The organism is Luteibacter aegosomaticola, from assembly GCF_023078475.1.
In the GTDB taxonomy this organism is placed as follows: domain Bacteria; phylum Pseudomonadota; class Gammaproteobacteria; order Xanthomonadales; family Rhodanobacteraceae; genus Luteibacter; species Luteibacter aegosomaticola.
In genome coordinates this window covers 4,276,617-4,301,421 of the sequence record NZ_CP095741.1, presented here as the reverse complement: position 1 = coordinate 4,301,421, position 24,805 = coordinate 4,276,617, and the positions used below count along the sequence as shown (strand labels likewise).

At 61.3% G+C, this 24,805-nt stretch carries 20 protein-coding genes; 14 read left to right on the top strand and 6 right to left on the bottom strand.

Annotated features, from left to right (window positions below; all coding sequences use genetic code 11):
* Nucleotides 1–129 precede the first annotated feature (129 nt).
* From trpE to L2Y96_RS19305, 3 genes are all read left to right on the top strand, one after another.
* Nucleotides 130–1,605 carry an anthranilate synthase component I gene (gene trpE / locus L2Y96_RS19315; protein WP_247329486.1) on the top strand — a complete coding sequence of 492 codons (1,476 nt, stop codon included), beginning with the start codon at nt 130–132 and terminating at the stop codon, nt 1,603–1,605.
* Nucleotides 1,606–1,804: 199 nt separating this feature from the next.
* Nucleotides 1,805–2,536: an SIMPL domain-containing protein gene (locus L2Y96_RS19310; RefSeq protein WP_247329484.1), complete on the top strand. Its 732-nt coding sequence runs from the start codon at nt 1,805–1,807 to the stop codon at nt 2,534–2,536.
* Between the two features lie 111 nt (nt 2,537–2,647).
* Entirely contained in the window at nt 2,648–3,316 is a 669-nt protein-coding gene (locus L2Y96_RS19305) for a hypothetical protein (protein WP_247329482.1), read from the top strand.
* Nucleotides 3,317–3,355: 39 nt separating this feature from the next.
* On the opposite strand, the gene L2Y96_RS19300 is transcribed toward L2Y96_RS19305, so the two are convergent.
* Both L2Y96_RS19300 and L2Y96_RS19295 read right to left on the bottom strand, forming a co-directional pair.
* A complete protein-coding gene (locus L2Y96_RS19300; protein WP_247329479.1) occupies nt 3,356–4,135 on the bottom strand; it encodes a hypothetical protein in 780 nt (259 codons plus the stop codon).
* Between the two features lies 1 nt (nt 4,136).
* Nucleotides 4,137–4,478 (bottom strand): hypothetical protein, encoded by a 342-nt coding sequence (locus tag L2Y96_RS19295; protein WP_247329477.1) that lies wholly within the window; start codon nt 4,476–4,478, stop codon nt 4,137–4,139.
* 267 nt (nt 4,479–4,745) lie between these two features.
* Here L2Y96_RS19295 and L2Y96_RS19290 point away from each other — a divergent pair, with 267 nt between their 5' ends.
* Together L2Y96_RS19290 and L2Y96_RS19285 are read left to right on the top strand one after the other, a co-directional pair.
* On the top strand, nt 4,746–5,231 hold the full coding sequence (locus L2Y96_RS19290) for a DUF4019 domain-containing protein (RefSeq protein ID WP_247329474.1): 486 nt from the start codon (nt 4,746–4,748) through the stop codon (nt 5,229–5,231).
* A gap of 346 nt (nt 5,232–5,577) precedes the next feature.
* The gene (locus tag L2Y96_RS19285) at nt 5,578–5,895 is read left to right on the top strand and encodes a hypothetical protein (protein WP_247329471.1); all 318 of its coding nucleotides are present in this window, start codon (nt 5,578–5,580) and stop codon (nt 5,893–5,895) included.
* Between the two features lie 410 nt (nt 5,896–6,305).
* On the opposite strand, the gene L2Y96_RS19280 is transcribed toward L2Y96_RS19285, so the two are convergent.
* From L2Y96_RS19280 to L2Y96_RS19265, 4 genes are all read right to left on the bottom strand, one after another.
* Nucleotides 6,306–7,682: a leucyl aminopeptidase family protein gene (locus L2Y96_RS19280; RefSeq protein ID WP_247329470.1), complete on the bottom strand. Its 1,377-nt coding sequence runs from the start codon at nt 7,680–7,682 to the stop codon at nt 6,306–6,308.
* Between the two features lie 66 nt (nt 7,683–7,748).
* Entirely contained in the window at nt 7,749–8,462 is a 714-nt protein-coding gene (locus tag L2Y96_RS19275; RefSeq protein WP_247329468.1) for an HAD family hydrolase, read from the bottom strand.
* A gap of 116 nt (nt 8,463–8,578) precedes the next feature.
* The gene (locus tag L2Y96_RS19270; protein WP_247329466.1) at nt 8,579–10,084 is read right to left on the bottom strand and encodes a substrate-binding domain-containing protein; all 1,506 of its coding nucleotides are present in this window, start codon (nt 10,082–10,084) and stop codon (nt 8,579–8,581) included.
* Nucleotides 10,085–10,373: 289 nt separating this feature from the next.
* Nucleotides 10,374–11,729, bottom strand: coding sequence for a Do family serine endopeptidase (locus L2Y96_RS19265; RefSeq protein WP_247329464.1), 1,356 nt, complete (start codon nt 11,727–11,729; stop codon nt 10,374–10,376).
* A 448-nt stretch (nt 11,730–12,177) separates the two neighbouring features.
* Between L2Y96_RS19265 and L2Y96_RS19260 the strand changes: the two genes are divergently transcribed.
* The 9 genes from L2Y96_RS19260 (at nt 12,178) to L2Y96_RS19220 (ending at nt 24,560) form a co-directional block, all read left to right on the top strand.
* Nucleotides 12,178–14,322 carry an adenosylcobalamin-dependent ribonucleoside-diphosphate reductase gene (locus tag L2Y96_RS19260; RefSeq protein WP_247329462.1) on the top strand — a complete coding sequence of 715 codons (2,145 nt, stop codon included), beginning with the start codon at nt 12,178–12,180 and terminating at the stop codon, nt 14,320–14,322.
* Nucleotides 14,323–14,346: 24 nt separating this feature from the next.
* Entirely contained in the window at nt 14,347–15,606 is a 1,260-nt protein-coding gene (locus L2Y96_RS19255; protein ID WP_247329460.1) for a hypothetical protein, read from the top strand.
* A 63-nt stretch (nt 15,607–15,669) separates the two neighbouring features.
* Nucleotides 15,670–16,443, top strand: coding sequence for a TSCPD domain-containing protein (locus tag L2Y96_RS19250; RefSeq protein ID WP_247329458.1), 774 nt, complete (start codon nt 15,670–15,672; stop codon nt 16,441–16,443).
* Nucleotides 16,444–16,610: 167 nt separating this feature from the next.
* Nucleotides 16,611–17,033: a hypothetical protein gene (locus L2Y96_RS19245; protein WP_247329456.1), complete on the top strand. Its 423-nt coding sequence runs from the start codon at nt 16,611–16,613 to the stop codon at nt 17,031–17,033.
* A 1,024-nt stretch (nt 17,034–18,057) separates the two neighbouring features.
* Nucleotides 18,058–18,327, top strand: a complete 270-nt coding sequence (locus tag L2Y96_RS19240) for a hypothetical protein (protein WP_247329455.1) — start codon at nt 18,058–18,060, stop codon at nt 18,325–18,327.
* Complete coding sequence (locus tag L2Y96_RS19235; RefSeq protein ID WP_247329453.1) at nt 18,324–19,031, top strand: hypothetical protein; 708 nt, start codon at nt 18,324–18,326, stop codon at nt 19,029–19,031. Before L2Y96_RS19240 ends, L2Y96_RS19235 begins: the two co-directional genes overlap by 4 nt.
* Complete coding sequence (locus tag L2Y96_RS19230; protein WP_247329450.1) at nt 19,015–19,254, top strand: ABC-three component system middle component 6; 240 nt, start codon at nt 19,015–19,017, stop codon at nt 19,252–19,254. The genes L2Y96_RS19235 and L2Y96_RS19230 overlap by 17 nt, the downstream gene beginning before the upstream one ends.
* Complete coding sequence (locus L2Y96_RS19225) at nt 19,245–20,951, top strand: DUF2326 domain-containing protein (protein ID WP_247329448.1); 1,707 nt, start codon at nt 19,245–19,247, stop codon at nt 20,949–20,951. The genes L2Y96_RS19230 and L2Y96_RS19225 overlap by 10 nt, the downstream gene beginning before the upstream one ends.
* A 618-nt stretch (nt 20,952–21,569) precedes the next feature.
* Nucleotides 21,570–24,560, top strand: a complete 2,991-nt coding sequence (locus L2Y96_RS19220) for an Eco57I restriction-modification methylase domain-containing protein (RefSeq protein WP_247329446.1) — start codon at nt 21,570–21,572, stop codon at nt 24,558–24,560.
* The last annotated feature ends 245 nt before the right edge of the window (nt 24,561–24,805 follow it).

The window sequence follows — 24,805 nt, the reverse complement described above, 5'->3', positions numbered from 1 at the left end:
GGGTAAGGCGGAAGATGTCGCCCACAGGGTGGGCTCCTACGGGGAGGGGCAACCGAGGGGTGTGGGTAGGGCGCTCAGCCCCATTGGCCCTACAATCAAAGGTCACCCCCGGTCAGCCCCCGAGACCCCATGATTTCCCGCGAACAATTCGATGCCTACGCCGCCCAGGGCTACACGCGTATCCCCTTGGTGCGTGAGGTGTTTTCCGATCTGGACACGCCGCTTTCGGTCTACCTGAAGCTGGCCGATGGCCCGTATACCTTCCTGTTCGAATCGGTCGAAGGCGGGGCGACCTGGGGCCGCCATTCCATGATCGGCCTGCCGGCGCGCCGGGTGTATCGCCTGCGCGGGCATGAGCTGGAGGTGGAAGAGAACGGCGAGGTTGTCGAAACCCGCCACCTCGACGACCCCCTCGCCGAGATCGAAGTGCTGCGCAAGCAGTACGAAGTGCCCCAGCTGCCGGGTCTGCCTGACTTCACCGGCGGCCTGGTCGGCTACTTCGGCTTCGAGACCATCGGCTACATCGAAGAGCGCCTGGCCCAGTGGGATAAGAAGGACGAGCTCGGCACGCCCGACGTCCTGCTGATGCTTGCCGACGAGCTGGCCGTTTTCGATAACCTCAAGGGCCGCCTGTACCTGATCGTCCACGCCGATCCGTCGCGCCCACAGGCTTACGCCGAAGCGTCGCGCCGCCTCGACGCGCTGACCTTCCGCCTGCGCCAGGGCGGCGTGTCGTATCCGCAGATCCAGCAGTCAGTCGCGCTCGACGAATCCGATTTCAAATCCTCGTTCACCCGCGAGGAATACGAGAACATGGTCCGCACCGCGCAGGAATACATCCGCGCCGGCGACATCTTTCAGGTGGTGCCCTCGCAGCGCCTGAGCATCGGCTTCAACGCACGCCCGGTCGATGTGTACCGCGCGCTGCGTGCGATGAACCCTTCGCCGTACATGTTCTTCATCGACATCGGCACCACGCAGATCGTCGGCTCGTCGCCGGAGATTCTCGTGCGCCTGAAGAACGGCCGTGTCGTCCTTCGCCCCATCGCCGGCACGCGCCGCCGTGGCAAGGATGAAGCCGAAGATGTCGCGCTCGAAACCGAGCTGCTCGCCGATCCGAAGGAACGCGCCGAGCACCTCATGCTGATCGACCTCGGCCGCAACGACGTGGGCCGCGTGAGCCAGACCGGCACCGTCGAGCTCGCCGAATCCTTCGTGGTCGAGCGCTACTCGCACGTCATGCACATCGTTTCCCAGGTGGAAGGCGATATCAAAGACGGCATGTCCTACATGGACGTGATCAAGGCGACGTTCCCGGCCGGCACCGTCAGCGGTGCGCCGAAGATCCGCGCGCTGGAAATCATCCAGGAACTCGAGCCGTACAAGCGCAACATCTACGCCGGTGCCATCGGCTGGCTCGGCTGGTGGGGCGACGCCGACACGGCGATCGCCATCCGCACCGCGGTGATCCAGGACGGCCGCCTGCACGTGCAGGCCGGCGGCGGCGTCGTCTACGACTCCGACCCCGCTGCCGAGTGGGAAGAAACGATGAACAAAGGCCGCGCGCTATTCCGCGCAGTAGCCCAGGCAGCCAAGGGCCTGTAACGCCGCCCACCATATAACGCGGCCACCGTATTACGCGGCCGCCCGTAGGAGCCCACCCTGTGGGCGACGCCTTTCGCACAGCCGCCACAGGGTCTGTGGCTCTTTCGCGAAAGATGTCGCCCACAGGGTGGGCTCCTACAAGTAAGTCGCAGCACGCTGTGTCGACGTCCAACATGACCACCAGGGAGTCCGGTAATTCATGAAAGCTCGCATCGCCTCGATCACGTTCACTACTGCGCTTGCCACCGCGCTCATCGCCACGCCTTTGCTGGCGCTCGCCCAAACCGCGCCGCATATCGACGTCGCCGGCCATGCCGAGCGGCTCGTGCAGCCGGATCGCTTCAGCATCAATGTCAAAGTGGAAGCCGTCGACCGTAAGCCGGCCAAGGCGCGTACGCGCGTGGAAGAGCAGATGGGCAAGGTCATGGCGAGTTTTCGCGCTAACCACGCACTGCCCGAAACCCTGGATGCCTCGACGTTCTCGATCGGCCCCCACACCGGTTATGTGAACGACAATCCGGTCAACGACGGCACGGTGGTCACCCGGACGGCGACGGCCACCTTCACACGGCTGGACGACTTGCGTCACTTCATCGACAGCCTCGATACCGCAGGTGAAGAACTGCAGGTGGTCGATACGAAGATGACCCGTAGCGACACGGCAGCGATCGATTCTGAACTCCGCGAAGAAGCCATGCGCGATTCACAGCGCAACGCGGCACGCATCGCTAAAGCGTATGGCGTGAAGCTCGGGGCGCTCTTCACCGTTTCGGACCACCCCCTGTCGCGCGGCGGCTACGACGCGAACGCGCTCGAAAGCGTCACCGTCTCAGCAAATAAACTGGCGCCATCGATCGACCTGGACGTCGGTAGCCTGAAAATGGAAAGCCGGATCTACGCGACGTTTCTGTTGGATTCCACCAAACCCTGAACTGCCACCACGCGCTCTTGTAGGAGCGAGCTTGCTCGCGACGGGTGCTTGCCACTCCGCCAATCGCGCGCAAGCGCGCTCCTACAGGGGCGAGGGAGTATCCTTGGGCAGATGGTTACCAAGAAAATCATTGCCGCTGGCTCCATCGCTGTCATGGCGACGGTCGTGACGCCCTCGCAGGCGCGTACGCCGTTCACCAACGACGTCGCGTCGCGGACGCAGGCGCTGGCGCTGCTGGAGACCCTCAACGCTGACCTGCTCAGCCATCCCAGCGCCACACTCACGCTCGAGCGCTGGTGCGGTGACCATGGGCTGGCGCCGGAAGCGAAGATCGTGGCTCACCGGGTGAAGGGGCAGGACAAGCCGCTGGCCGCCGAAGATCGTGCCGCGCTGGGCATCGGCGCCGACAAGCCGGTGCGCTACCGCCGGGTGCAACTGGCCTGCGGGGCGCTGGTCTTGTCCGAAGCGGATAACTGGTACGTCCCGGCCCAGCTCACCCCCGAGATGAACCAGGTGCTCGACAGCACCGACGAGCCCTTCGGCAAGGTCGTCCAGCCGCTGCACTTCCGCCGCCAGACGATCAGCGCCGAACTCCTGTGGTCGCCCCTGCCCAAGGGCTGGGAAATGGACGCCGCGCTCCCGGCGGCCGGGAAGGGCCCCCTGGCCATCCCCCACGAGGTGCTCCGCCACCGCGCCGTCCTCTACACCCAGGCCAACCAGCCCTTCAGCCTGGTCATCGAAACCTACACCGCCGACGTGCTGGCCTTCGGCAAGCGCTGAGGAAGGTCGCGGTGGCGTTCCCCACCGCGACCTTCCCGGTCAATCGCCCAGATCGTTGGCCATCGCGAGGATGGCTTGCTCGTTCGTTTTTAGAGCCGTTGCATCGATTGGCCTCAGTTCGAGTCGAAACGACGTGGTGTCCGTGACCCAGGCCAGCGAGACGAGGGCGTGCCCGGCGCCATCGCGAGCGGTCTTGAGCGTTGCCGGGGTTCCCGAAACGTCGGCATTCAGCCACTCGCGAATCAGGGTGAGGGAGGTGCCGGACTTCTTGTGCTCCGTCTCACTCAGTTCGACTTCCCCCAATCCCGCGACGAGCCACGTCCGCGTGGTGCCGCTCCAGAGCCCCTTGTCTAGCTTTCCGCTCGGATAGACCTCTTTCAGCGCAGCCGTGGAGAGCACCGTTCGCGAGACGGAAACCGGCTGATACCGAAGGTGCGGGCGCGCTGATTCGACGGACGGGTATGTTTTGTTGAGCCACTGGTCAAGGCGACTCCTTGGTGCGCGACGCGCCGCTTTGAACGATGTGTCGCGAGTCTCCGACGCGAGGTAGCTGCCTTGCTCGGCTTGCATCTGGATATCGCGGCGAATCTCTGCGGCGAGCGGCCCTGCGAATGGCGAATCATCCAGCGGAACAATGTGAACTCCCGGACTGGTCGAAAGGCGGCTCAGATCGACGCCACTTTTCATGGCCTGTTGGCGTTGTCTTGCGGGGACGACGGCAGACGCGGGCGCGATGACCTCAGGCTTGCTGGGCGCCTGGGCGTGAGTAACGAGCGGGCTCATCAGGGCTGCGGCAAGCAGAGCGGTTTGGGTCTTCATGTCACCATTCTCCGAGGTTGCAGTCGGTCGCATTTGTCCGCTCTACCGCGAGAGCGGACATGTTGTCGCCGAAGATGTGGAGCCCCAAAACGGTGTTCCGGTTGCTGTCTCCGTTATCACCGGCGTAGGAGCGCCACGTCGACGCCCAGAGAGCCGTGACCGCGTGGCCGGCGATCGCGCCGAAGCCGACGTGTTCGCTTTGGGTGTACATGAAGTGGCTGGCCATGCTTGGCCTGTCGTAGGTGACCGATTCGTTGATCACCCCCGCAATGCAGTTCGCGCGGCTAAGCGATTTCACGCTGGCGCTTGCCGAAAAAGGCAGCAGGCACGCGATGAGTGTCACTGCGACTCTTCTTCTTTTCATCATGGATCCTTATTGTCGCCCGTCATTGGGCGACCTAAAGACTATGAATGGGCGCCCCGGCCGGTTAGCAGGGCAGGCCCCTTTCCCGCGTCAGCGATCACCGTCAGTGACGCTGGAAGACGCCTACAGAGCTGTAGGCGGGAGTATCGACCCCTAAGTTGTGGCCGAATCGGGTATCCCTTCTAGCCGAATTGCCGCATGGGGCCGGGCCGCCCAAGCTGGAGCCCGTAACTTCGGGAGCGTCCTATGCCCAGCGCCACGGCACCTGCTGTTCGAAAAGCCCCGGCCGCCCGGCCGGCGGCGAGCCCGTTGGGCGCCTTGCTCACGGTGGCGAATGCCCCGCGGATCGGGCCGCAGCCCAAGTCCCTCGACAAGGCCCTTGCCTGCGCGCAGCACTGGGTGCAGCTCTCCGACGCCCGCCGCCCCGATGCCATGTGGCTCGAGGCCGGGATGATGATGCAGCGGATGGTGCCTCGCGCGGAGTGGGTGCGTTACATCCGCAAGATCCGCCTGGACCGTGGTGTGCTCGTCGGACGCGAGTGGTTCGAAATGGCACGGGTGCGGGACCCGGTCGGGCTGCCTGCAGGCGATTACCTCAATGTGATTTTCCTGGCGCACTACGCGAAAGCGGTGATGTTCGAGACAGTGTCGCTGGCGCCAGGCACGGAAGGCTGGCTACCGGTCGGCTACGTCATTCGCCCCGTGCAGCGCGAGATCTCGTTCGTTCAATAGCGCCACACCTGTGGGAGCGCGCTTGCGCGCCATGCGTCTGGCATCACGGCTTCGTAGCCATAGCGGTACCCCGTAGGAGCGCGCTCGCGCGCGATAGGTCCGGCGCCCCTTCATAGGCTGATCGCGCGCAAGCGCGCTCCTACACAGAACGGTCTCGTCTCCGGTCGCGCGGCAGCGTGGTTATCAGGCAAATCGGCAAGGCGGCGGTCGTTGATCGCCGGTAGAGGTGTGGGCGATGGTTCGGATGCGGCTTTCGGCGTGCGGTGGTTTTTACTGGGATGTGGCCACGGGCGCGGTCACGCCGCGTGGCGTCTATACTGCGCGGCAGGTAAAAAAGGACCCTGCCATGAGTGACCACGACACGCCCGTCCGCGAGTACACGCGTCCGCCGATGCAGCGCGGCGTGGATCCGCAGCGCATGAACTGGCTGTGGCAGTTGATCCTGCAGGCGACGGACCTGAAGCCCGAAGAGGTGCGCGCTGCGCTCAACGCCATGGGCGTGGGTGCCACCGACCAGCGGTTGGCCAGCTGGTCTGTCGGCGATCGCGATGAACGCTATTTCCCGCTAACGATCGCCGAGCTCGAGCGCAACCTGCGCGCCGTGGTGGCGATGAAGCAGAAGCAGGCGGAAGCGCCGGATCAGCCGGCCGCTCCGGCGGAATAATCGCCCTCACCAGGCCCTGCGCGCGCTGCTCTTGTTGTAGGAGCCCACCCTGTGGGCGACAGCTTTCGCGATACCGCCGCAGGGTCTGTGGGTTTTTCGCGATACCGCCGCAGGGTCTTGTGGGGCTTTCGCGAACGGCGTCGCCCACAGGGTGGGCTCCTACGGGGGTGGCGTGTGGTGGCGATGAAGCAGAAGCAGGCGGAAGCGCCAAATCAGCCGGCCGCACCGACCGAATAATCGCCCTCACCAGGCCATGCGCGCGCTGCTTTTGTTGTAGGAGCCCACCCTGTGGGCGACAGCTTTCGCGAAAGACCCACAAGAGCCTGTGGCGTTATCGCGAAAGGCGTCGCCCACAGGGTGGGCTCCTACAACAGTAGCGTGCAGCGGCGCCGATAGGGCGCGCAGCGGGTTTAGGAATAGCGGGTCGAGAGGAATTTGAAGAACGCGCGGAGGCCTTGGGCTTCGCCGCCGCGGGGGTGGGCGGGGCGGTCGCCGTCGTTCCACGAGTACGTGTCCAGGTGCATCCAGTTCTGGCCTTCCGGGACGAAGCGTTCGAGGTATAGCGCCGCGGTGATCGCACCCGCGTGGCGTGAGGGCCCTGCGTTCGCGAAGTCAGCAATGTACGACTCGAGCATGCGGCGGTACGGACGCCACAGCGGCAGGCGCCACATCGGGTCGTCGACGGACTCCGCGGCGCCAATCACTTCATCGGCCAGCTGATCGCGGTTGGTGAACAGCGCCGGCAACTCGGGGCCGAGTGCCACGCGCGCGGCGCCGGTGAGCGTCGCGAAATCCACGATCAGGTCGGGCGACTGCTCCACCGCGAAGGCGAGCGCATCGCACAGCACCAGGCGGCCCTCGGCATCGGTGTTATCCACCTCCACCGTGTGGCCCGCGCGGGTGCGGATGACTTCGCCCGGGCGCATCGCATTACCTGCGATGGCGTTTTCCACCGCCGGCACGAGCAGGGTGAGGCGCACCGGCAAGCGCGCCTTCATCACCAGGCCCGCGAGGGCGATGGCGTGGGCGGCGCCGCCCATGTCCTTCTTCATCCAGCGCATGCCATCGGACGGCTTGATGTCCAGGCCGCCGGTATCGAAGCACACGCCCTTGCCGACGATCACCAGCTTGGGATTGGAATTCTTGCCCCAGGTGAGCTCGATGAGGCGCGGCTCACGATGGCTAGCGCGACCCACGGCGTGGATCGTCGGGAAATTGTTCGCCAGCAGTTCGTCGCCGACCCACTCGCGCACCTTCGCCTTGTGCTCGGTGGCGTGGGCGTGGATCGCCGCGGAAAGATCCGCCGGGCCCATGTCTTCCGTCGGCGTGTTCACCAGGTCGCGTACTTCGAACACCGCTTCCATCAGCGGCTGCACGGCGCGCAGGGTGGCCGGCTCGATCAGCAGCTGCGCGGCCGGGCGGGCCGCCTTGCGGTAACGCTCGAAGCGGTATGCGCCCAGCGCCCAGCCGAGGGCCAGCAGTTCGCGGTCTTCGACGATGGTGTCTTCAGCGACCTGGTAGATGCCCTCTGGCAGGCGCTGCGGCAGGCCGCCGAGCACGGAGAGGGGTTCCTTGCGGTCGATGCCTACAAGCACGCGGGCGAGGCCGCCAGCGTTATTGGGCAGGACGGCGACGGCGCCCGGTGTCGGACGGAATCCCAGTGAACTCAGCCACTGCCGGTGCTGGGCACCCAGCTTCTGCTCCATCGCGGGCATGGATGCGAGATCCACGAGCTCGATGGTGGTGACGGAGCGCTTCCCGGATTTCCGGTCGATCAATGGCGACATCAGGCCTCCCGTGCCTCGCGGCGGTTGGCGGCCGCGTCAGTGACTGGTTGTAGTTGCGACCATATTCTAGCCACCCACGGCCGCGGAAGCGTCAAGCCAATCGGCCAGCGCCTGCATATCGGCGAATTCGAGGTCCGGAGCGGGGCCATGCGACCACTTTTCGCCGGTTCGGTTGAGCCAGACAGTTCTCAAACCCGCCTCGCGGGCGCCGACCACGTCCAGTAGTGGGTCATCACCTACGTGAAGAAGGGTCTCCGGCGGCAGCCCCAGGGCCTCGGCGGCGGCGAAGAAGATCTTCGGATCCGGCTTGGCCACGCCCGTGCCCGCCGCGTTGATGCGGGCATGGAACAGGTGGTGCAGGCCGATCACTTCCAGGTCGGCGTTGCCGTTGGAAATGCTCGCGATGGGCAGCTTCGCCGCGATCCGCTCCAGAGCGGGCAGGGCGTCGGGATAGAGCTCGACGTTATTACGCGCGGCGAAGTAGATCCCCCACAGGGCATCCACCGGCGCGTCATCGATACCGCAGGCCGCGAAGGCCTGGCGGATGGTGATCCGGCGCTGCTCGCTGAAATCGTGGGCGAGGTGGGTGTGCTCGCGCGCCACCTGGTCGCGCAGTTCGCGCATGGCCTCGATCGGCCATTTCGTCGCCACCTCGGGGTGGTGCGCCTTCAGCCAGCGGTCCACGCAATGCTCAGCCTCCACCAGGGCCGGCCACACGGGCCAGAGGGTGTCATCGAGGTCGAGGGTGATGGCGCGGATAGGGGATTCGAGCGAGTTCATCTGGGGAGCGTGGCGTAGGCGGGCATCGCGTGCAAGCAGCCCAAACGAAAAGGGCCGCGGAACGCAAGGTTCCGCGGCCCTTGTAGGAGCGCGCTTGCGCGCGATCCCCGGTTACCTCAGCGTGCAGACACCTTAAGCGTCTGGCCCAGCTTCACATTGTTGTCCTTCAGCCCATTCATCGCGCGAAGCTGATTCACATCTACATTGTTCTTCTTCGCGATCGAATACAGCGTATCGCCCGCAGCGACCTTGTAGGTCTTGCTGCCAGCGGCAGCCGGCTTCTTCTCAGCCTTGGCGACAGCCGCCTTCGGCTCAGCAGCGGCCTTGGGCTCAGCCTTCGGCGCGACCGGCTTGGCTTCCGACACCTTCGGCGTCTCCACCTTGTTCGACTTCTCGCTGGCATCCACCGCCGGCTTGGCGGTGTTCTTGCCGGCGACCGTCACGGCATCACCCGTGACCTTGGCGAACTTGCCGCCGATCTTCGCGTTGTCCGAGCTGGTGAAGGCTTCGGCGTGGATGCCCTTGAAGCCCTGGTGGGCGCTGGTCGTGACGCTGGCGACGACGCGAGCGAACGGCGAGGCTTCCGCAGCGGCGGTGGCGGCAGCGGCCTTCGCGGCAGCCTTGCCTTTGGCGACCGACGGAGCGGCCTTCACCGCTTCCTTCGCGGCCTCGGCAGCAGCAGCCGGCGCAGCGGCAGCGGCGACGGTCGGCGTGGTCATCGCCTGGCCCACGTTGCCGCGGGTGCCGACGGTGGAAGCGATCTTGGCGCGGCGGCCGGCATCAGCCGCGGCGAGCGCGGTGCCATCGGCATACGGCAGCAGCTGGTGCGCCTTGAGCAGCGAGCTGCCCTGGCTCGAGGTCACGAAGGCGAGGAATTCCTTCACCTCAGCGGCCTTCGGGCTCGCATCGTTGCTGACCAGGTAAAGCTCGGTGTACAGCGGGTAGGCGCCGCTGGCGACGGTCGAGGCCGACGGCTTCACGCCATCGATCGAGAGCAGCTTCAGCTTCGGGTTGCCGCCGGCGCCCGCGAGGGTGGTGGCACCCAGGCCGCGGCGATCGAGGGTCACGCCTTCTTCCAGCTTCGACTGGTTCACGTACAGGCGCGGCGCAGCCACCGGCTGGTTGCCGCGGCCGAACAGCAGGCGGCGCAGGCTCCATTCCACGCCATCGCCCGGGCTCGCCACCGCATAGAGGTTGATCGGCGCGTCATCGCCACCGAGCTCCTTCCAGTTGGTGATGTGGCCCATGTAGATCTCGTGCAGCTGCATCAGGGTGATGTTGCTGACCGGGTTGGAGGGGTAGGTGACCATGACCAGGCCATCCCACGCCACCGGGGTAAAGGTGAGCGACTGCTCCTTGCCACCGATGCTCGGGCGAGCCGAACCGGCGAGGTCAGCGGTGCCCGAGGCGACCGCGTCGAGACCCGACGCCGTATTGAACGGCTGCAGCTCGAACTTGCCCTTGCCGGATTTCTCCCAGGCCTTGGCCACGTCGGTCACGACACCGCGCGCGGTGGTGACGTCGCCTCGCCAGATCAATTGCGGTCCTGCAGCGAGGACGGAAGCGGAGGCGCTAAGGCCGATCAGCGTGGCGGTAAGCAGGCGCGTGAGACGAAGAGACATGGACGGCAAGAACTCCGAACGGAACGGGGTGGCTGATTTGGGCCGCAATTGTGGGCCATAAGGGCCCCGCGCGCACCATGGACGTCATTCAGCATCCTGCCGGGGGTAAACGGAACGTAACCTGTAGGGCGGAAAAGTCTCACAAAAGCGCCAGATCGACCCGACACCCGACACCCCGTTACCCCGACACCCCGCTCCGTAGGAGCCCACCCTGTGGGCGACATCTTTCGCCTCACGGCTCACGGTCTGGAGGGGGTGTCGCGAAAGGCGTCGCCCACAGGGTGGGCTCCTACAGGACCGCGTAGTACACCGCGTCGTCGCGGACTACTGTGAGCAGCAGCTGGCGGCCGCCTAGTGTGCCGGTGGTTGGCAGGCCCTTCACGCCGGGGACGCGGCGCTGGCCGATCGCGGCGACCACGTCGCCATCGCGCAGGCCTGCCTGGTACGCCGCCGAGCCTGGCTGCACGTTGCTCAACGCCACGCCATACAGCCCGGCCTGCTTCTGTTCCGGGGTGAGGTCGGTGAGCACCACGCCCGACAGGCGCTTATCCACCTTGCCACCTTCCACCGTCGCCAGCTTCGCCGCTTCGATCGAAGCGGTGACATCACGCGGCTTACCCTCACGCTGCACGCTGAGCTTTACCGACGAGCCCACCGGCAGCAGGCCTTCGGTATTACGCACCTCCTGCGCCGAGCGCACGGGCTTGCCGTCGATCGCTGTCAGCACATCGCCCGTCTGCAGGCCCGCGCCATCCGCCGGCGAGCCTGCGGTGACGCCAGTGACCACCGCGCCCTGCGTGTCCTTCAGGCCCAGCGCCGAGGCGATGCGCGGCGTGATGTCCTGCACCTCCACGCCCAGGTTGCCGCGGCGGACCTTGCCGTAGGCGAGCAGCTGCTTCATCACGCCGGTGGCCAGGTCGGTGGGGATCGCGAAGCCGATACCCACGTTGCCGCCCGAGGGCGTGAAGATCATCGAATTGATACCGACCAGCTCACCGCGTAGGTTCACCAGCGCGCCACCGGAGTTACCGGGGTTGATCGACGCATCGGTCTGGATGAAGTTCTGGATGCCCTTGCCCAGGCCCGTGCGGTTCAACGCCGACACCATGCCCGAGGTCGCCGTCTGGCCCAGGCCGAACGGATCGCCGACCGCCACCACGAAATCGCCGACACGCAGCTGCGCGGAATCGGCCACGGGCAGCGCCTGCAGTCGCTCGGCGGGGATCTGCAGCACCGCCACATCGGTATCCGGATCGGTGCCGATCAGCTTGGCCTTGAAGTCGCGGCCATCCTGCAGGGTCACGGTGATGTCGTCCGAACCACCCACCACATGGTTGTTCGTCAGGATGTAGCCCTTCGCCGCATCCACCACCACGCCGGAGCCCAGGCTCTGTTCCACCCGCTCACGCGGAATGCCCTGGCCGAAGAGTTGGGCGAACAGCGGATCGTTGAAGTAAGCGCCCTGGGTGCGGATGCGCGTCTTCGTGGAAATGTTCACCACCGCGGGCGTCACCTTCGCGAGCATCGGCGCGAGGGAAGGGACGGGCTGGCCGTCGACGGCGGGCGGGATGGCGGCGAAGGCCGGGGTCGCCAGGGCCATGGCGATAACGGCGATCAGGGTCCGCGGGGTGGGGCGTGCGGGCATCGTGGAGCTCCTTGGCTGGGTGTTGTGGTGAGGGGGATCGCGCGTAAACGCGCTCCTACAACAGCGTGGGGGGATTCCTCACCCTCCTGTAGGAGCGCGCTCGCGCGCGATGCTCTTCCATCGCCCTAAGACCACACGAAAAACGATCGGTTTCAGACCATGAGACGCATGTATCCGACACTTTACATCGGCCCCCTCCGAGCGTAAGGTTCAACCCCGGCCGCAACCACAACATCTTGTGTTCCTTCGTTCGATAGTTACCAAGTGCTGGTGCTGCGGAGACTCAGGTTCAAGCTTCAACCCAGCGTCGGCAAAGGCTTTTCGCCGGCGCCAACAGGGGTGGTAAAGGATGGTTGATTTCCTCCGGGGGGAGGGTCTCGACAGGTTGCGCCCACGCATACCAATAAGAACGGCCGACACAGGCCGAGTACTTGAGGACGACACATACATGAGCACCGCACGCGCCCAGGCCCTTGGCCTTGATTCGGCCATTCCGCTGCAGCCGGCTTCCTTCGACATCTGGGACAAGAAGTACCGCCTGAAGGCCAAGTCGGGTGCGCCCGTCGATGGCTCGGTGGACGAGACCTACCAGCGCGTCGCCCGTGCGCTCTCCGATGTGGAAGCCACCGAGGAGCTGCGCGCCCACTGGTTCGAGCGCTTCCTGTGGGCCCTGCGCCGCGGTGCGATCCCCGCTGGCCGCATCACCTCCAACGCTGGCGCGCTGGAGCACAAGCCCGCCACCTCCACGATCAACTGCACCGTCTCGGGCACCATCCACGATTCGATGGATGACATCCTGGAGAAGGTCCACGAAGCCGGCCTCACCCTGAAGGCAGGCTGCGGCATCGGCTACGAATTCAGCACGCTGCGCCCGCGCGGCGCGTACGTGAGCGGTGCTGGCGCCCATACCTCGGGCCCGCTGTCGTTCATGGATATCTACGACAAGATGTGCTTCACCGTCTCCTCCGCCGGCGGCCGCCGCGGTGCGCAGATGGGCACGTTCGACGTGAGCCACCCGGACGCCAAGGAATTCATCCGCGCCAAGCGCGAAGATGGCCGCCTGCGCCAGTTCAACCTCTCGCTGCTCATCACCGACGGCTTCATGGACGCGGTGGAGAACGACCAGGACTGGCCGACCGTTTTCCCGGTCCACGTCAAGGAACAGCACGAGATCGACCTCACCGACGCCACCAAGGTCGTCTGGCGTGAGTGGCCGACCAAGGACCAGTACGTCACCCGTGACGACGGCCTGGTGGCCTGCAAGATCTACGGCCACATCCGCGCCCGCCACCTGTGGGACATGATCATGGTCTCGACGTATGACTACGCCGAGCCGGGCTTCATCCTGATCGACCGCGTCAACGAGATGAACAACAACTGGTGGTGCGAGCACATCCGCGCGACCAACCCCTGCGGCGAGCAGCCGCTGCCGCCGTACGGCTCCTGCCTGCTGGGCTCGGTGAACCTCACCGTGTTCGTGCGCGACCCGTTCGGCCCGAAGGCCCGTTTCGATTGGGAGGAATACCGCGAAGTCGTCCGCGTGTTCACCCGCATGCTCGATAACGTGGTGGAAATCAACGGCCTGCCGCTCCCGCAGCAGCAGCACGAGATCCTGAGCAAGCGCCGCCACGGCATGGGCTTCCTGGGCCTGGGCAGCACGCTCACCATGCTGAAGATGCGCTACGGCGCCGCCGACGCCGTGCAGTTCACCGAAGAAGTGAGCCGCGACATGGCCGTGGCCGGCTGGGAAGTCGCCCTGGAACTGGCGAAGGAAAAGGGCCCGGCCCCGGTGCTGGCCCAGAGCTTCGAAGTCACCGGCGACATGCTGCGCAAGCGCCCGGAGATGGTGAAAGACGGCTGGAAGGTCGGCCAGCAGATCAAGGGTTCCGAGCTGCACGCCAAGTACTCGCGCTACATGCAGCGCGTGGCCACGGTGGCTCCGGAGCTCGTCGCCGAGCTGGCCAAGGTGGGCGCCCGCTTCACCCACCACTCGTCGATCGCCCCCACCGGCACCATCAGCCTGAGCCTGGCCAACAACGCCTCGAACGGCATTGAGCCGAGCTTCGCCCACCATTACTCGCGCAATGTCATCCGCGAGGGCAAGAAGTCGAAGGAAAAGGTCGAGGTCTACAGCTACGAGCTGCTGGCCTACCGCGCCCTGATCAATGGCGAGGCCATGCCGTACTCCGAAGACCCGAAGACCCGCCTGCCGGAATACTTCGTGGCCGCCGACGACATCAGCCCGAAAGAGCACGTCGATATCCAGGCTGCCTCGCAGAAGTGGATCGACAGCTCGATTTCGAAGACCGCGAACGTCCCCACGGATTACCCGTACGAGGACTTCAAGGACATCTATTTCTACGCCTATAAGCAAGGCCTTAAAGGCTGCACGACGTTCCGATTCAACCCCGCCGCGTTCCAGGGCGTGCTTGTAAAAGAGACCGACTTGGAGAACACCCTCTACCGCTTCGAATTAGAAGACGGTAGCGTTGTCGAGTTGAAGGGTAATGATGAGGTGGAATATGACGGTGAAATGCACACCGCCGCCAATCTCTTCGACGCCCTGAAAGAAGGTTACTACGGCAAGTTCTGACCCCCGCGGAGAGGGAAAAAAGTTATGACGAACGACGAAAACCAGATCGACGAGGCGGAACTGCCGAACGGCGAGACCACCGAATCGACCGATACGGCGACGGAAACCACCGACACCACCGAGACCACCCCGGCTGCTGAAGCCCCGGTCGCGGAAGCCGAAACCGCGACCACCGAGCACGCCCCGGTCGTCGCGAAGAAGGTGGTGAAGAAGAAGCCGGTCGCCAAGAAAGTGATCGAGCCGACCCCGGCCCCGACCAGCGAAGCCACCGACGCCGTCTCGTCCAGCGAGCCGGACTACGTTGCCGAGCTCGACGCCCCGGTCGTCAAGGCTGTGAAGCCGAAGGCCCCGCGCAAGCCGAAGGCCCCGAAGCCGCTCACCAGCCAGAAGGACATCGCCGGCGACGAAATCGCAGCCCACCAGGCTGATGACCAGACCGCCGCCGTTGTAGGAGCCCACCCTGTGGGCGACATCTCCTCGCGCAAACCCACCAAGAAAAAAGCCGCCCCGAAAAAGGCAGCCGCCAAGAAGGCCCCGGCAAAGAAGGCAGCCGCCGCCGTCGTAGCCGAGCCGGCTCCGGCCAAGAAGGCAGCAAAGAAGGCCGCCCCGAAGAAGGCAGCTGCCAAGAAGGCCGCTGCTCCGAAGAAGGCCGCTGCCAAGAAGGCTGCCGCTCCGAAGAAGGCCGCGGTGAAGAAGGCTGCGCCGAAGAAGGCAGCTGCCAAGAAGACCGCGGTGAAGAAGGCCGCCGTCAAGAAGGCTGTCGCCAAGAAGGCTGTCGCCAAGAAGGCTGTCGCCAAGAAGGCCGCCCCGAAGAAGGTTGCCGTGAAGAAGGCCGTCGCCAAGAAGGCGGTCAAGGCCGTCAAGAAGGTCGCGGTCAAGAAGGCAGCACCGAAGAAGGCCGCCGCCAAGAAGGCACCGGCTAAGAAGGTCGCCATCAAGAAGGTGGCCCGCAAGGTCGCCAAGAAGGCAGCCGTCGTGAAGAAGACCGCTGGCCGCAAGGCTGCTGTGGTCGTCAAGAAGGTTGCTCGCAAGGGCGCCGTGGTGAAGAAGGCCGCCAAGAAGGCCGCTGCCCGCGTCGTCAAGAAGGCTTCGACCGCCCGCAAGGCGGTAAAGAAGGCCGTCGCCAAGGTGACCCGCAAGGTCGCCGGCCGCCCGGCTACGAAAAAGACGGTCCGAAAGGCCGCTGCTCCGAAAAAGGTCGCCAAGGCGGCCAAGAGGTCCACTGCCAGCAAGACCGGCCGTACGCCGGCGCGTAAGAGCGCCGTCCGTGGCCGTCGTAAGTAAGTAGTACCCATCCGGCCCGGCGTTCGCGCCGGGCCGGATATCCACCTGTTAGAGAGAAACACCATGGCGATCAAGATCGAGAAGAAGATCAAGGGCTATAACGTCGTAAAGCCCGAGGACAAAGCACCCGCAGCCGTCGCAGCCGCGCCGGTCAAAGAGGTCGCACCCGTCGCCGAAGTCATCCAGATGCACGAGAGCCTCGAGCGTCCGGAAACCCTGGTGGGCAACACGTACAAGATCAAGTCGCCGCTCTTCGAGCACGCGCTGTACGTGACCATCAACGATATCGTCCTCAATGCGGGTACCCCGCATGAGCAGCGCCGTCCCTTCGAGCTTTTCATCAACTCGAAGAACATGGACCACTTCCAGTGGATCGTGGCGCTCACCCGAATCCTGTCCGCCGTCTTCCGCAAGGGTGGCGACGTGACGTTCATCGTCGAAGAGCTCAAGGCTGTCTTCGACCCGCGTGGCGGCTACTTCAAGGCGGGCGGCGTGTACATGCCCAGCATCGTGGCCGAGATTGGTGCCGTCATCGAGCAGCACATGAAGTCCATTGGCCTGATCCACGATCCGGAAATGGACGAGTCGACCAAGCGGCTGATCGCTGAAAAGCGCGCTGCTTATGAGAAGGCTGCGGCGAAGCCCGCTGCTGCTCCCGTAGGAGCTCACCCTGTGAGCGACGCCGTTAGCCCCGAGGCCCCGGCCGCCGACTCCCACACCAATGCCGCTGGCTTCCCGGCTGGCGCTACGCTTTGCGCCAAGTGCAATACGCAGGCGCTGGTGCTGATGGATGGGTGCCAGACTTGTTTGAATTGTGGGTATTCGAAGTGCGGGTGAGTTCTTCTCGCGTCCGAAGCTACTAAAGAGAGGCCTCGAGAAATCGAGGCCTTTTCTTATGTGCCGAAAGGGCATAAGGCCTTCCGGTCCGGGGTCTAAAGTATGTGAAGATCTTGTCGATAACCTTGGTCGGATATTCCTCATATTCGGTAACCAAGGAGCGACAAATGACCGACGTAGCACAGGGCAGCGCAGCAAGCGCAGAACAGACCTTTCTCGAGAATGCCTTCGGAACTGTCACTAGCAAGCGACTAGTCTTCTTTCGCGCTAAGGGCTGGCTGAGCGGAGGTTCCCGCCAGGATATTCCTCTGCAGCACGTCACGTCGGTGCGGCTCGACATCACGCGCTCAATTGTTGGTGGTCTCTTTTTGGTGCTGGTCGGACTTGGGTGTCTCGGCTCCGGCAATGCCATTCTGACCGTTGGTGGGCTACTAGCGGTGTTCTTCGGCGTACTGCTGCTTTGGGGTTCGCCGACCGTGGTTGTGAATACCGCAGGCCAGGACTTGAACGTCGCGAAGGGATGGCCTTGGGTCCGGAGTGAAGCAGGCGCATTTGTTGAGAGCCTTCGTGGGCAGCTTTTCCGTTCATAACCGGACTTCGTCTACGATGCCGCCTGTTCTCGGGTAGAGCGCATGGTGTCGTCTGCCTTAACGCATGGCGAACGTGCTATTCGCGCCCTGCCACTTATTGAATCGAAGGCCTATTCGGCCTCCGATTCACGTACATCTTACGGGGCCGCTCCTCAAGCGCGCGCAGTACGTGACCATCAGCAATATCTCGCCTAAATGCGGTCACCCCGCACGAGGTGCACCGTCTCCTTGAGCTCTCGAATACCGTTAAGTTGACGGGGCGCGCTACGCTTTTCGCCAAGCGCAATACGCAGGCGCTGGTGCTGATGGACGGGGCAGACTTTCTTAAATCGTGGGTATTAGAAGTTCCGGTGAGTCGCCTTACGACGTAGAGAAGCGGACGTTGTGCGCTCGCTGGCAGTCGGTTAAGACGGTGATCACAACGACGGCAACGTCAGCTCCGTTGCTAACAAGTCTGACGCGCTTTGGGGTAGAACGGCCTCGGCCTGGCTAGGGGGGGGCGATGGCCCTCGAGTCAAACAAGGTGGTCACCCTCAGGATTAGCGCGCGCAGCATCCCAATGGGCCGTTTCTGCCCGGCCTCCGATCAGCGATCCTGGTGCCGTACCGGAAGTGGTTGACTGGCGCCCTAAGCCTGACAAGCGGCTAGCACCGAGGAGGCTTTTTCGGCAAATCTGCGTGCCAACTCTCTTAAAGACGCTCGCCTCTCTACCTCGTGGCCTCATACTTCAAGAGCAAATCTGATGCGCGTTTTTATTCGGGCGCAGGTCGGTCGGCGCAGTATCTTCGGCGCAGTTGAAACCTCGCCGCTTATCGTGAATTCGGCAGCGCCGCCGAATGACGGTAGAGTTGGATGGCGTTACTGATGTTGACTGCAATGCCGCAATTGTAACTTTCGAAGCCGTTCAGAGTGCGCGATTCCATCGTCCCTCATCGTAGAGTCGCGACAAGGAATCTCTTCGGATGTCGGATCGGCTTCAATGCGCTATTGGCGGTTGAACTAATAATTTCAGGGGAAAAATCAGATGGAACTCTATGTGGGCCTGACATTGATGGCATTAGGCATTGTTCTTTTCTTTGCCGGCCGCTCGAAATCTAAGGTCGTTCAAGTTGAAGCGAGTACTGGCTCCGTCGCTGTCGGCGGGAAAAACACCGGATCGATCACCAACGTAAACTGCGGTACGCCATCTCCGTTGCCTCACGGTTCGCATCGACTCACCTACTTCGCCGTCGGAGTGGAACTATTAGGCATAGCAGTTACCCTCTGGCACGCTTGGCACTTGGCTGCAAAATGACTGAGGAACACGGCAAGCGTCAAAGCGGTTCGGCCTTGTCGGCGCTGCTGCCAGCCGTGACCAATCTTCTTAAGGCTTCGCCGTCGCAGCAGGAAGTGTCCATCTCTGCTGGGAACAGTAGCGTTGCCGTTGCCGGAGACAACTACGGGTCAATCTGCAATATCAGCGCACAAAGCGTCACTTTGATCGAGCGGCAGATTGCTCGTGAACTTCCGTCTTACCTTTCTAGCGTCGTCGTCCGGTTTTCGGAAGATCTGGTTGCATACAACACCGGACCCATGCGAACGCTACCGCCCGAGGTTAGCGTGAAGCTCGCTTACAACGACTTCCCATCGGCGCATTACATCATCACCGATTACTCTAAGTATTCGAGCGTCCTTGAGTCAGCCTATAGCGGTGCTGAGCAGCGCAACGATGACGCGCGCCGCATGGTTCGTCGCAGGGCCGCAGTGGCATACATGGAGCAGCTGCACAAGCTGTGTGATCTCCTTGAATTAAAACCTGCTGATGCGCACGCCGTTGCTAGAGCTCACGCCGTTAGTCTCGTTTTGGCGGTGGTAGAGGTAATGCTTGCGGATTTCTCAAGTGGGAGCAGTGTGACTGTGATGCAGGAGACGGCACACTTGGCAGTCTCGTTGATCGTTGCCGATGCCGTAATTGAATGCGAAGTTCTAGAGAGGCCCGACGATGCTCTTGCCTCGTGAACAGAGTCCATGGAACTGCGGCTACTACCTCGGCGCCGTCGCGCTGCAAGCTCTTGGTGACGTAGCCGATGGCAAGCTTGACTTGCTTGGCCTCCAGGAGCGAATGAGTCTGCTCACTAAGCGCGCGATATCGCCGACGCAGGCCATCGCTGCGGCGGCGTGGCTTTACCTCATCGACGCCGTGAAGCTTGATGAGAATGGGGAAATTCAAAAATGCGTCTAGTATCGCTCTGCATTGAGCGCGGGAATCAGTTGTTGCGCGAAATTACCTTCAAAGACGGCTTGAATCTCATCCTCGATGGACCTACCGGTCGGGGGCAGCAAAGTGGCAACAATGTTGGTAAGACAACGGTCCTGCGTCTTATCGATTTCTGCCTCGGGGCAGACGGCGACGAAATATGGCGCGATTCTGAGTTTAGGGGAAGTATTAATCAAGAAGTTTTCGACCTTCTGCATGGAACTCCAGCAGTCGTCATCACCTTGACGATTTACGACAGAATCCGCGGCGTTCATTCGTTCTGTCGTTCTTTCAAGGTGAAGGGGAAGAAGGGAACGGGCGTGCTAAGCATCGACGATGTTCTGCAAGATTCGATTGCCACATACCGTGACGAAGTAAAAAACATCCTGTTCGGCACAAAGTCGAGAAAGCCCAGCTTGCGCCAACTGGCACCGAAGTTCGTGAGGTCTTCGGCCGGTTTGATGAGCAAGACGTTGAAGTTCCTTGGGCCCTTCGGCAAGGAGGTCGACTATGAGGCAGTGCACCTCTTTCTCTTCGGATTCTTTGACGTTGATGTCTTGGAGGAACGGTCCTCCCTGAATATCAGGCGTGGCACTGTAGCGCGCGATCTTCTCGGGGCAACTCGCCAGCGAAAAGAGGGTGAGATCGAGCAGCTCTTGCTGCACCTGCGTCGAAAGATTGACGACGCACAGGCCTCAATCCATCTCCGCGGTGAGGTTTCCGAGATCACCGCCGCCGCCAATGCCGTTTCTAAAATCCGTGCGAAGGCTTCGGATGCTGGAAGCCGACTGGCAAAGGTTGAGGCTGAGATTGCTTCAGTGAGCTCGGCAATTGAGAGTCTGAAGCATGAGTACAGCGGTATTGACGATGTTGCCGTCAAATCGATTTACTCAGAAGCTGGGAAATACAACGAAAGGCTTCATCGCGATTGGGAAGAACTTTCCGACTTTGTGGTGAATTTGCGTGGCCGGAAGGAGCGTTTTCTTCAACTGCAGGTGCACGGGCTGAAAGAAACCGCCGCGAGCCATCTCCGAGAACTCGAGAGACTTCAGGAAGAGGAGGATAGCTTTGTGGTTGCTCTGCGCAAAACACGGGCTTTCGAGATGGCCCTCGAAGCCCAAGAAGATCTGCATGAAATGCTTAAGCAGGTGGGTCGACTGGAGGAGAGCCTTCATGCAATTCAGTCGCTTCGAAACTCGTTGGAGCACATTGATGAGAAAATCAGTTTAACCAGGAAGTTCATAGAGGAAGGAAAGGCGAGGCTGACGCAGCGCGTGTCGCTATTCAACAAATTTTTCTCATCTCTTTCGAAAGACTTATACGGCGAGCAGTACTTACTAACCTTCGATGAGTCAAAGAACGGATCGATCGTCTTTTCTCTGACATCAGTAGGTGCGAACGTCGGCGCTGGCAAGAAGGTTTCACAGACGGCTGCCTTTGATATCGCCTACATCAAATTTCTACATGCCGCCGGCATCAACTTTCCAACTTTCGTTTGTCACGATGGCGTAGAGGCTATCCATGGTAATCAGTTATCTGAACTCCTGACGGCGGCCAATTCCTTAGAGGGGCAACTAATTCTTGCCGCTATCAGCGACAAGCTACCGGGGATCAGTGAGACGTTTCTTAAGGAGAATACGATTCTCCAGCTCAGTCAGGACGACAAGCTCTTTCGGTTGTAGGTCGGTGCCGCGCGTCCCTAGTACGAGACAAGCTGCCTTGCGACGTGCCTCCAGTTGCGCTGGTAGCCGGCTGGACCTTCTGTTCCTCTGCAGGCTGCCGTGTGGCCGTCGCGCTAGCAGAATGGGCGCAGCGCAGAAGAACGGGCGATCTGGACTTCATCGAGTTGATGCTGAATGGCTTCATCGAGCGCTTCAATGACTGCTTCCGGCGAGGCGAAATAGACATGCTCGTCTTTCGGAACCCGTCGGAAGCACATGATCATACCGAACGGTGCTTAGCCGATTTGAAGCGCGAGATCCCGCGCGACGGCCTTTGGGGGGCGCCGAGCTCAGGCAACAAACGATCCGGATGCTTCGGGCTATGGAGGCTGCGAAATGATGGACGAGCGACAGAGAGGAATATAGCCTCGGCAGCCGATTGATTCACGATGGGAATTTAGCGTTCGAACCTCGCGGCACCAGAGGACACGCGCTATTGCTTGCACGCCGTGGTGAGGCTGATACCAAAAATGACAGCGCCTATCCGCGTATACGATAATTGCTAAGAACCGGCATCAATGACGCTTCAGCGTGCGGCAGAGCGAGGGTGCGGACGATTACTCCATTCTAGGATACCTAATGAGCGATTCACTCGGTCTTGCTTTTGAACGTGTCGTTGAACTCATTGATTCCTTTCAAGAGCATATCAATAAGTTCTTGCAGCCAAACTACCAGGAGGCCGAGGTTCGGAAGGACTTTATTGACCCGTTCTTCGAGGCACTTGGATGGGACGTTCTTCATCGGTCACAACGGAACCCGTGGGAGCAGGAAGTTAAGGTTGAGAAGACGGTGGCATTCGCCTTGACTCAGAAGAAGGCGGACTATTCATTTTCGCTCGCACCTGACTTCAACACCGTGCGATTCTACGTGGAAGCAAAGAAGCCCAGCATAGATCTTGTAAACAGCAAAGACGCGCATTTCCAGACTGTTCGGTACGGCTGGAGCGCTGGAACTCCCCTTGCCGTTTTGACGGACTTTGAGCAAATCCTCATCCTCGACTGCCGCCGTCGACCTAATATTGACTCTGTCTTGGATCAAGCAATCAAGACATATCGATTCTCGGACTTCCGAGACGAGGAGCGATTCGCAGAGTTCTACTGGATATTTTCTCGCGAAGCGCTGGCGACTGGGGCGTTTGACCGCTATGTCGAAGCATTGCCGAAAGCCAAAGGCGGTGCTAAGCAGCGAGCGCTGTTTGCTGGCGCGTATATGTCGGTTGACGAGAGCTTCCTGGCAGAGCTGGAGGAGCATCGAGAGACTCTCGCCAAAGTCTTCAAAAGGGCAGATCCGTCGCTAAACTCCCTTACTTTGACTGAGATTACCCAGAAGACGCTCGACCGCCTCGTCTTCCTCCGATTTCTCGAGGATAAGCTCATTGAGCCAAACTTGCGTGTGGCCGATCTCGGCCGCAGACAAGATGCTTGGACAGATTTCTTGGAGGCTAGTCGTCAGCTAGACGCTACCTACAACGGCATCATTTTCAAGGTGCACCCCTCACTTGATCGTCGAGACTTTCCAGTTGATGCCGATCAGTTTGGGGATGTCTGTGAGCGACTTTCGCATCTCAATTCGCCCTATGATTTAAACGTCATTCCAATTCATATTCTGGGATCGATCTACGAGCGCTTTCTTGGCAAGGTGATCTCAGCGACAGAGAAGCGTGTCAAGGTTGTCGAAAAGCCCGAGATAAGGAAGGCCGGTGGCGTTTACTACACCCCGGAGCATATCGTAGCCCATATTGTCGAGAGGACGCTCGGTCCTCTGGTGAACGGCCGCGAGCCTAAGGATGTCTGGTCGCTCAAAATTGCCGACATCGCCTGTGGATCTGGCAGCTTTCTACTGGGTGTATACGGCTTTCTCTTAAATTATCTCGAGCGTTGGTACAACGAGGGTAAGGAAGATGCTGTCTTGGCAGCGGACAGAGACGCGAAGGCTAAGAATCACGGGTGTGTGCGCGACGACAATGGCCTGTGGCGGCTAGGACTGAAGCTCCGACGGGATATCCTCACAAAGTGCGTGTACGGTGTTGATATTGACCGCCAGGCCGTCGAGGTGTCCCAGCTCTCGCTGTTTCTCAAGCTTCTTGAGAACGAGAGTGCGGGTTCGGCAAGGCAGTTCGCAATGGACTTTGGTGATGGAAAGGCGATAAAGCTACTTCCAGACTTGAGCCAGAATGTTGTATGTGGAAATAGCCTCGTCGGTTGGGATGATTTGGGCGATAGCGACCCTGGTGACGAGGACGCTAGAGCTCTGAATCCGCTCGATTTCCGGGACACATTCTCCGACGTAATGAAGGGCGGAGGATTCTCAGCGATTGTTGGGAATCCACCATACGAGGTTGTCGAGAAGGAGCGGGGAAAGTCGTCCTGGCCACATGATGCGTTCGTTCGAGTTATGGAGGGTAAGGCGACCTACGAAGCTGCCTTCGGTGGCAAGCTCAATATGTATCGATTCTTCCTTGTTCGGTTCATTCAACTCGTCAGAGCAAATGGAAGGATCGGATTGATTGTGCCGATGTCGATCATGGCGGACGTGAGTTGCGTGAGAGGACGGCTATACCTCTTGAGCTCTTTGGACGATCTTCAAGCGGACTGCTTCCCTCAGAAAGACAATCCGTCGAAGCGAGTCTTTAAAGATGCGAAGCTCTCAACGGTCGTCATTACGGGCCAACGGTCGAGTATTCCAACGGGCGACGCGAGAGTTCGTGTGCGCGTTTTTCCAGCCAATCGACTTGACGATGAATCCATAGATTCCACGGTGACCCTAGCGGATGCTCGATCATTCGATCCGAAGAACGCGCCATTCCCAATGGTAGGCGAAGATTCCATTCAGCTGGCTCGACGAATTTACGGAAGAGCGGGCGTCGGATATCTGAAAGATTGCGAGTTCGTCTCAACGACAAGAGGCGAAATAAATCAGACGACTTACAGAAAATTCATCTCTTCAGACTCTCGACTCACGCGACTCCTTAAGGGGGTGGAGGTTGGTCGCTATGAAATTCGCGACCGGCTATCGCAGGGGATGCGCGAGTGGTTCGATGAGGCGGAGTTCCTCGAAACGAATCGCAAACGCGATGTAGTGAAAAAGCGGAGGATCGCGACACAGCGCATAACAGGTGTCGACGAGCGACTGAGAATCGTAGCTATGATCTGTGATCCACCTGCCTATTTTGCGGACTCAACGAACTCGATTGTTGTGGACGAGAGTTCCGGATATCGAGCCGAGTATGTGCTTGCAATTCTCAATAGCCGACTAGCACAGTGGCGATTCAAGATGACAAGTAGCAACAACAACGTCGCCACGAATGAACTGGACGTTCTTCCTATTCGATTTATCGATTTTAGGGTGCCAGAAGAAAGGTCTATGCATGACGCACTTGTTGGACTGGCTGAGCGACTTATCGCTGCGCGCTCAGTACATAGGTCTACACAAAGTACGCTTGACGAAGAGATTCAGGCGCGCAAGATCCTTTCGCTCGAACGTCAGCTAGACGATGGTATCTACAGGCTGTTTGGTCTCGGACACGATGACATTGAGATCATCGAAGGCAAGAAGAAGTCGGATGATTAGTTGATCCGGCCCAGAGGCCGTCATATGAAGTCGCGACGGCGTCTTGCGAGGCATGCTGCGGTGATCATGAGAGTACGCATGCGGCGAAATCTTTTGGGGGCTTGAGTCGATTGGGCCGAGGCTGGCCTTAAGTGGAAAAGAGGCGACGAACCGCGTGCGTCGTCGACCGCCCGGTGATCACAGGTGGGTTGACCAAAGGGATTCGTAGCGAAGACGAATCGGCGTTTGTCGGCATGGTCAACGTC

Bases quoted from the DNA above. Each gene is read 5' to 3' on its own strand.
- trpE (WP_247329486.1), top strand. From the start codon at position 130: ATGATTTCCCGCGAACAATTCGATGCCTACGCCGCCCAGGGCTACACG.
- L2Y96_RS19310 (WP_247329484.1), top strand. From the start codon at position 1,805: ATGAAAGCTCGCATCGCCTCGATCACGTTCACTACTGCGCTTGCCACC.
- L2Y96_RS19305 (WP_247329482.1), top strand. From the start codon at position 2,648: ATGGTTACCAAGAAAATCATTGCCGCTGGCTCCATCGCTGTCATGGCG.
- L2Y96_RS19300 (WP_247329479.1), bottom strand. From the start codon at position 4,135: ATGAAGACCCAAACCGCTCTGCTTGCCGCAGCCCTGATGAGCCCGCTC.
- L2Y96_RS19290 (WP_247329474.1), top strand. From the start codon at position 4,746: ATGCCCAGCGCCACGGCACCTGCTGTTCGAAAAGCCCCGGCCGCCCGG.
- L2Y96_RS19285 (WP_247329471.1), top strand. From the start codon at position 5,578: ATGAGTGACCACGACACGCCCGTCCGCGAGTACACGCGTCCGCCGATG.
- L2Y96_RS19280 (WP_247329470.1), bottom strand. From the start codon at position 7,682: ATGTCGCCATTGATCGACCGGAAATCCGGGAAGCGCTCCGTCACCACC.
- L2Y96_RS19275 (WP_247329468.1), bottom strand. From the start codon at position 8,462: ATGAACTCGCTCGAATCCCCTATCCGCGCCATCACCCTCGACCTCGAT.
- L2Y96_RS19270 (WP_247329466.1), bottom strand. From the start codon at position 10,084: ATGTCTCTTCGTCTCACGCGCCTGCTTACCGCCACGCTGATCGGCCTT.
- L2Y96_RS19265 (WP_247329464.1), bottom strand. From the start codon at position 11,729: ATGCCCGCACGCCCCACCCCGCGGACCCTGATCGCCGTTATCGCCATG.
- L2Y96_RS19260 (WP_247329462.1), top strand. From the start codon at position 12,178: ATGAGCACCGCACGCGCCCAGGCCCTTGGCCTTGATTCGGCCATTCCG.
- L2Y96_RS19255 (WP_247329460.1), top strand. From the start codon at position 14,347: ATGACGAACGACGAAAACCAGATCGACGAGGCGGAACTGCCGAACGGC.
- L2Y96_RS19250 (WP_247329458.1), top strand. From the start codon at position 15,670: ATGGCGATCAAGATCGAGAAGAAGATCAAGGGCTATAACGTCGTAAAG.
- L2Y96_RS19245 (WP_247329456.1), top strand. From the start codon at position 16,611: ATGACCGACGTAGCACAGGGCAGCGCAGCAAGCGCAGAACAGACCTTT.
- L2Y96_RS19240 (WP_247329455.1), top strand. From the start codon at position 18,058: ATGGAACTCTATGTGGGCCTGACATTGATGGCATTAGGCATTGTTCTT.
- L2Y96_RS19235 (WP_247329453.1), top strand. From the start codon at position 18,324: ATGACTGAGGAACACGGCAAGCGTCAAAGCGGTTCGGCCTTGTCGGCG.
- L2Y96_RS19230 (WP_247329450.1), top strand. From the start codon at position 19,015: ATGCTCTTGCCTCGTGAACAGAGTCCATGGAACTGCGGCTACTACCTC.
- L2Y96_RS19225 (WP_247329448.1), top strand. From the start codon at position 19,245: ATGCGTCTAGTATCGCTCTGCATTGAGCGCGGGAATCAGTTGTTGCGC.
- L2Y96_RS19220 (WP_247329446.1), top strand. From the start codon at position 21,570: ATGAGCGATTCACTCGGTCTTGCTTTTGAACGTGTCGTTGAACTCATT.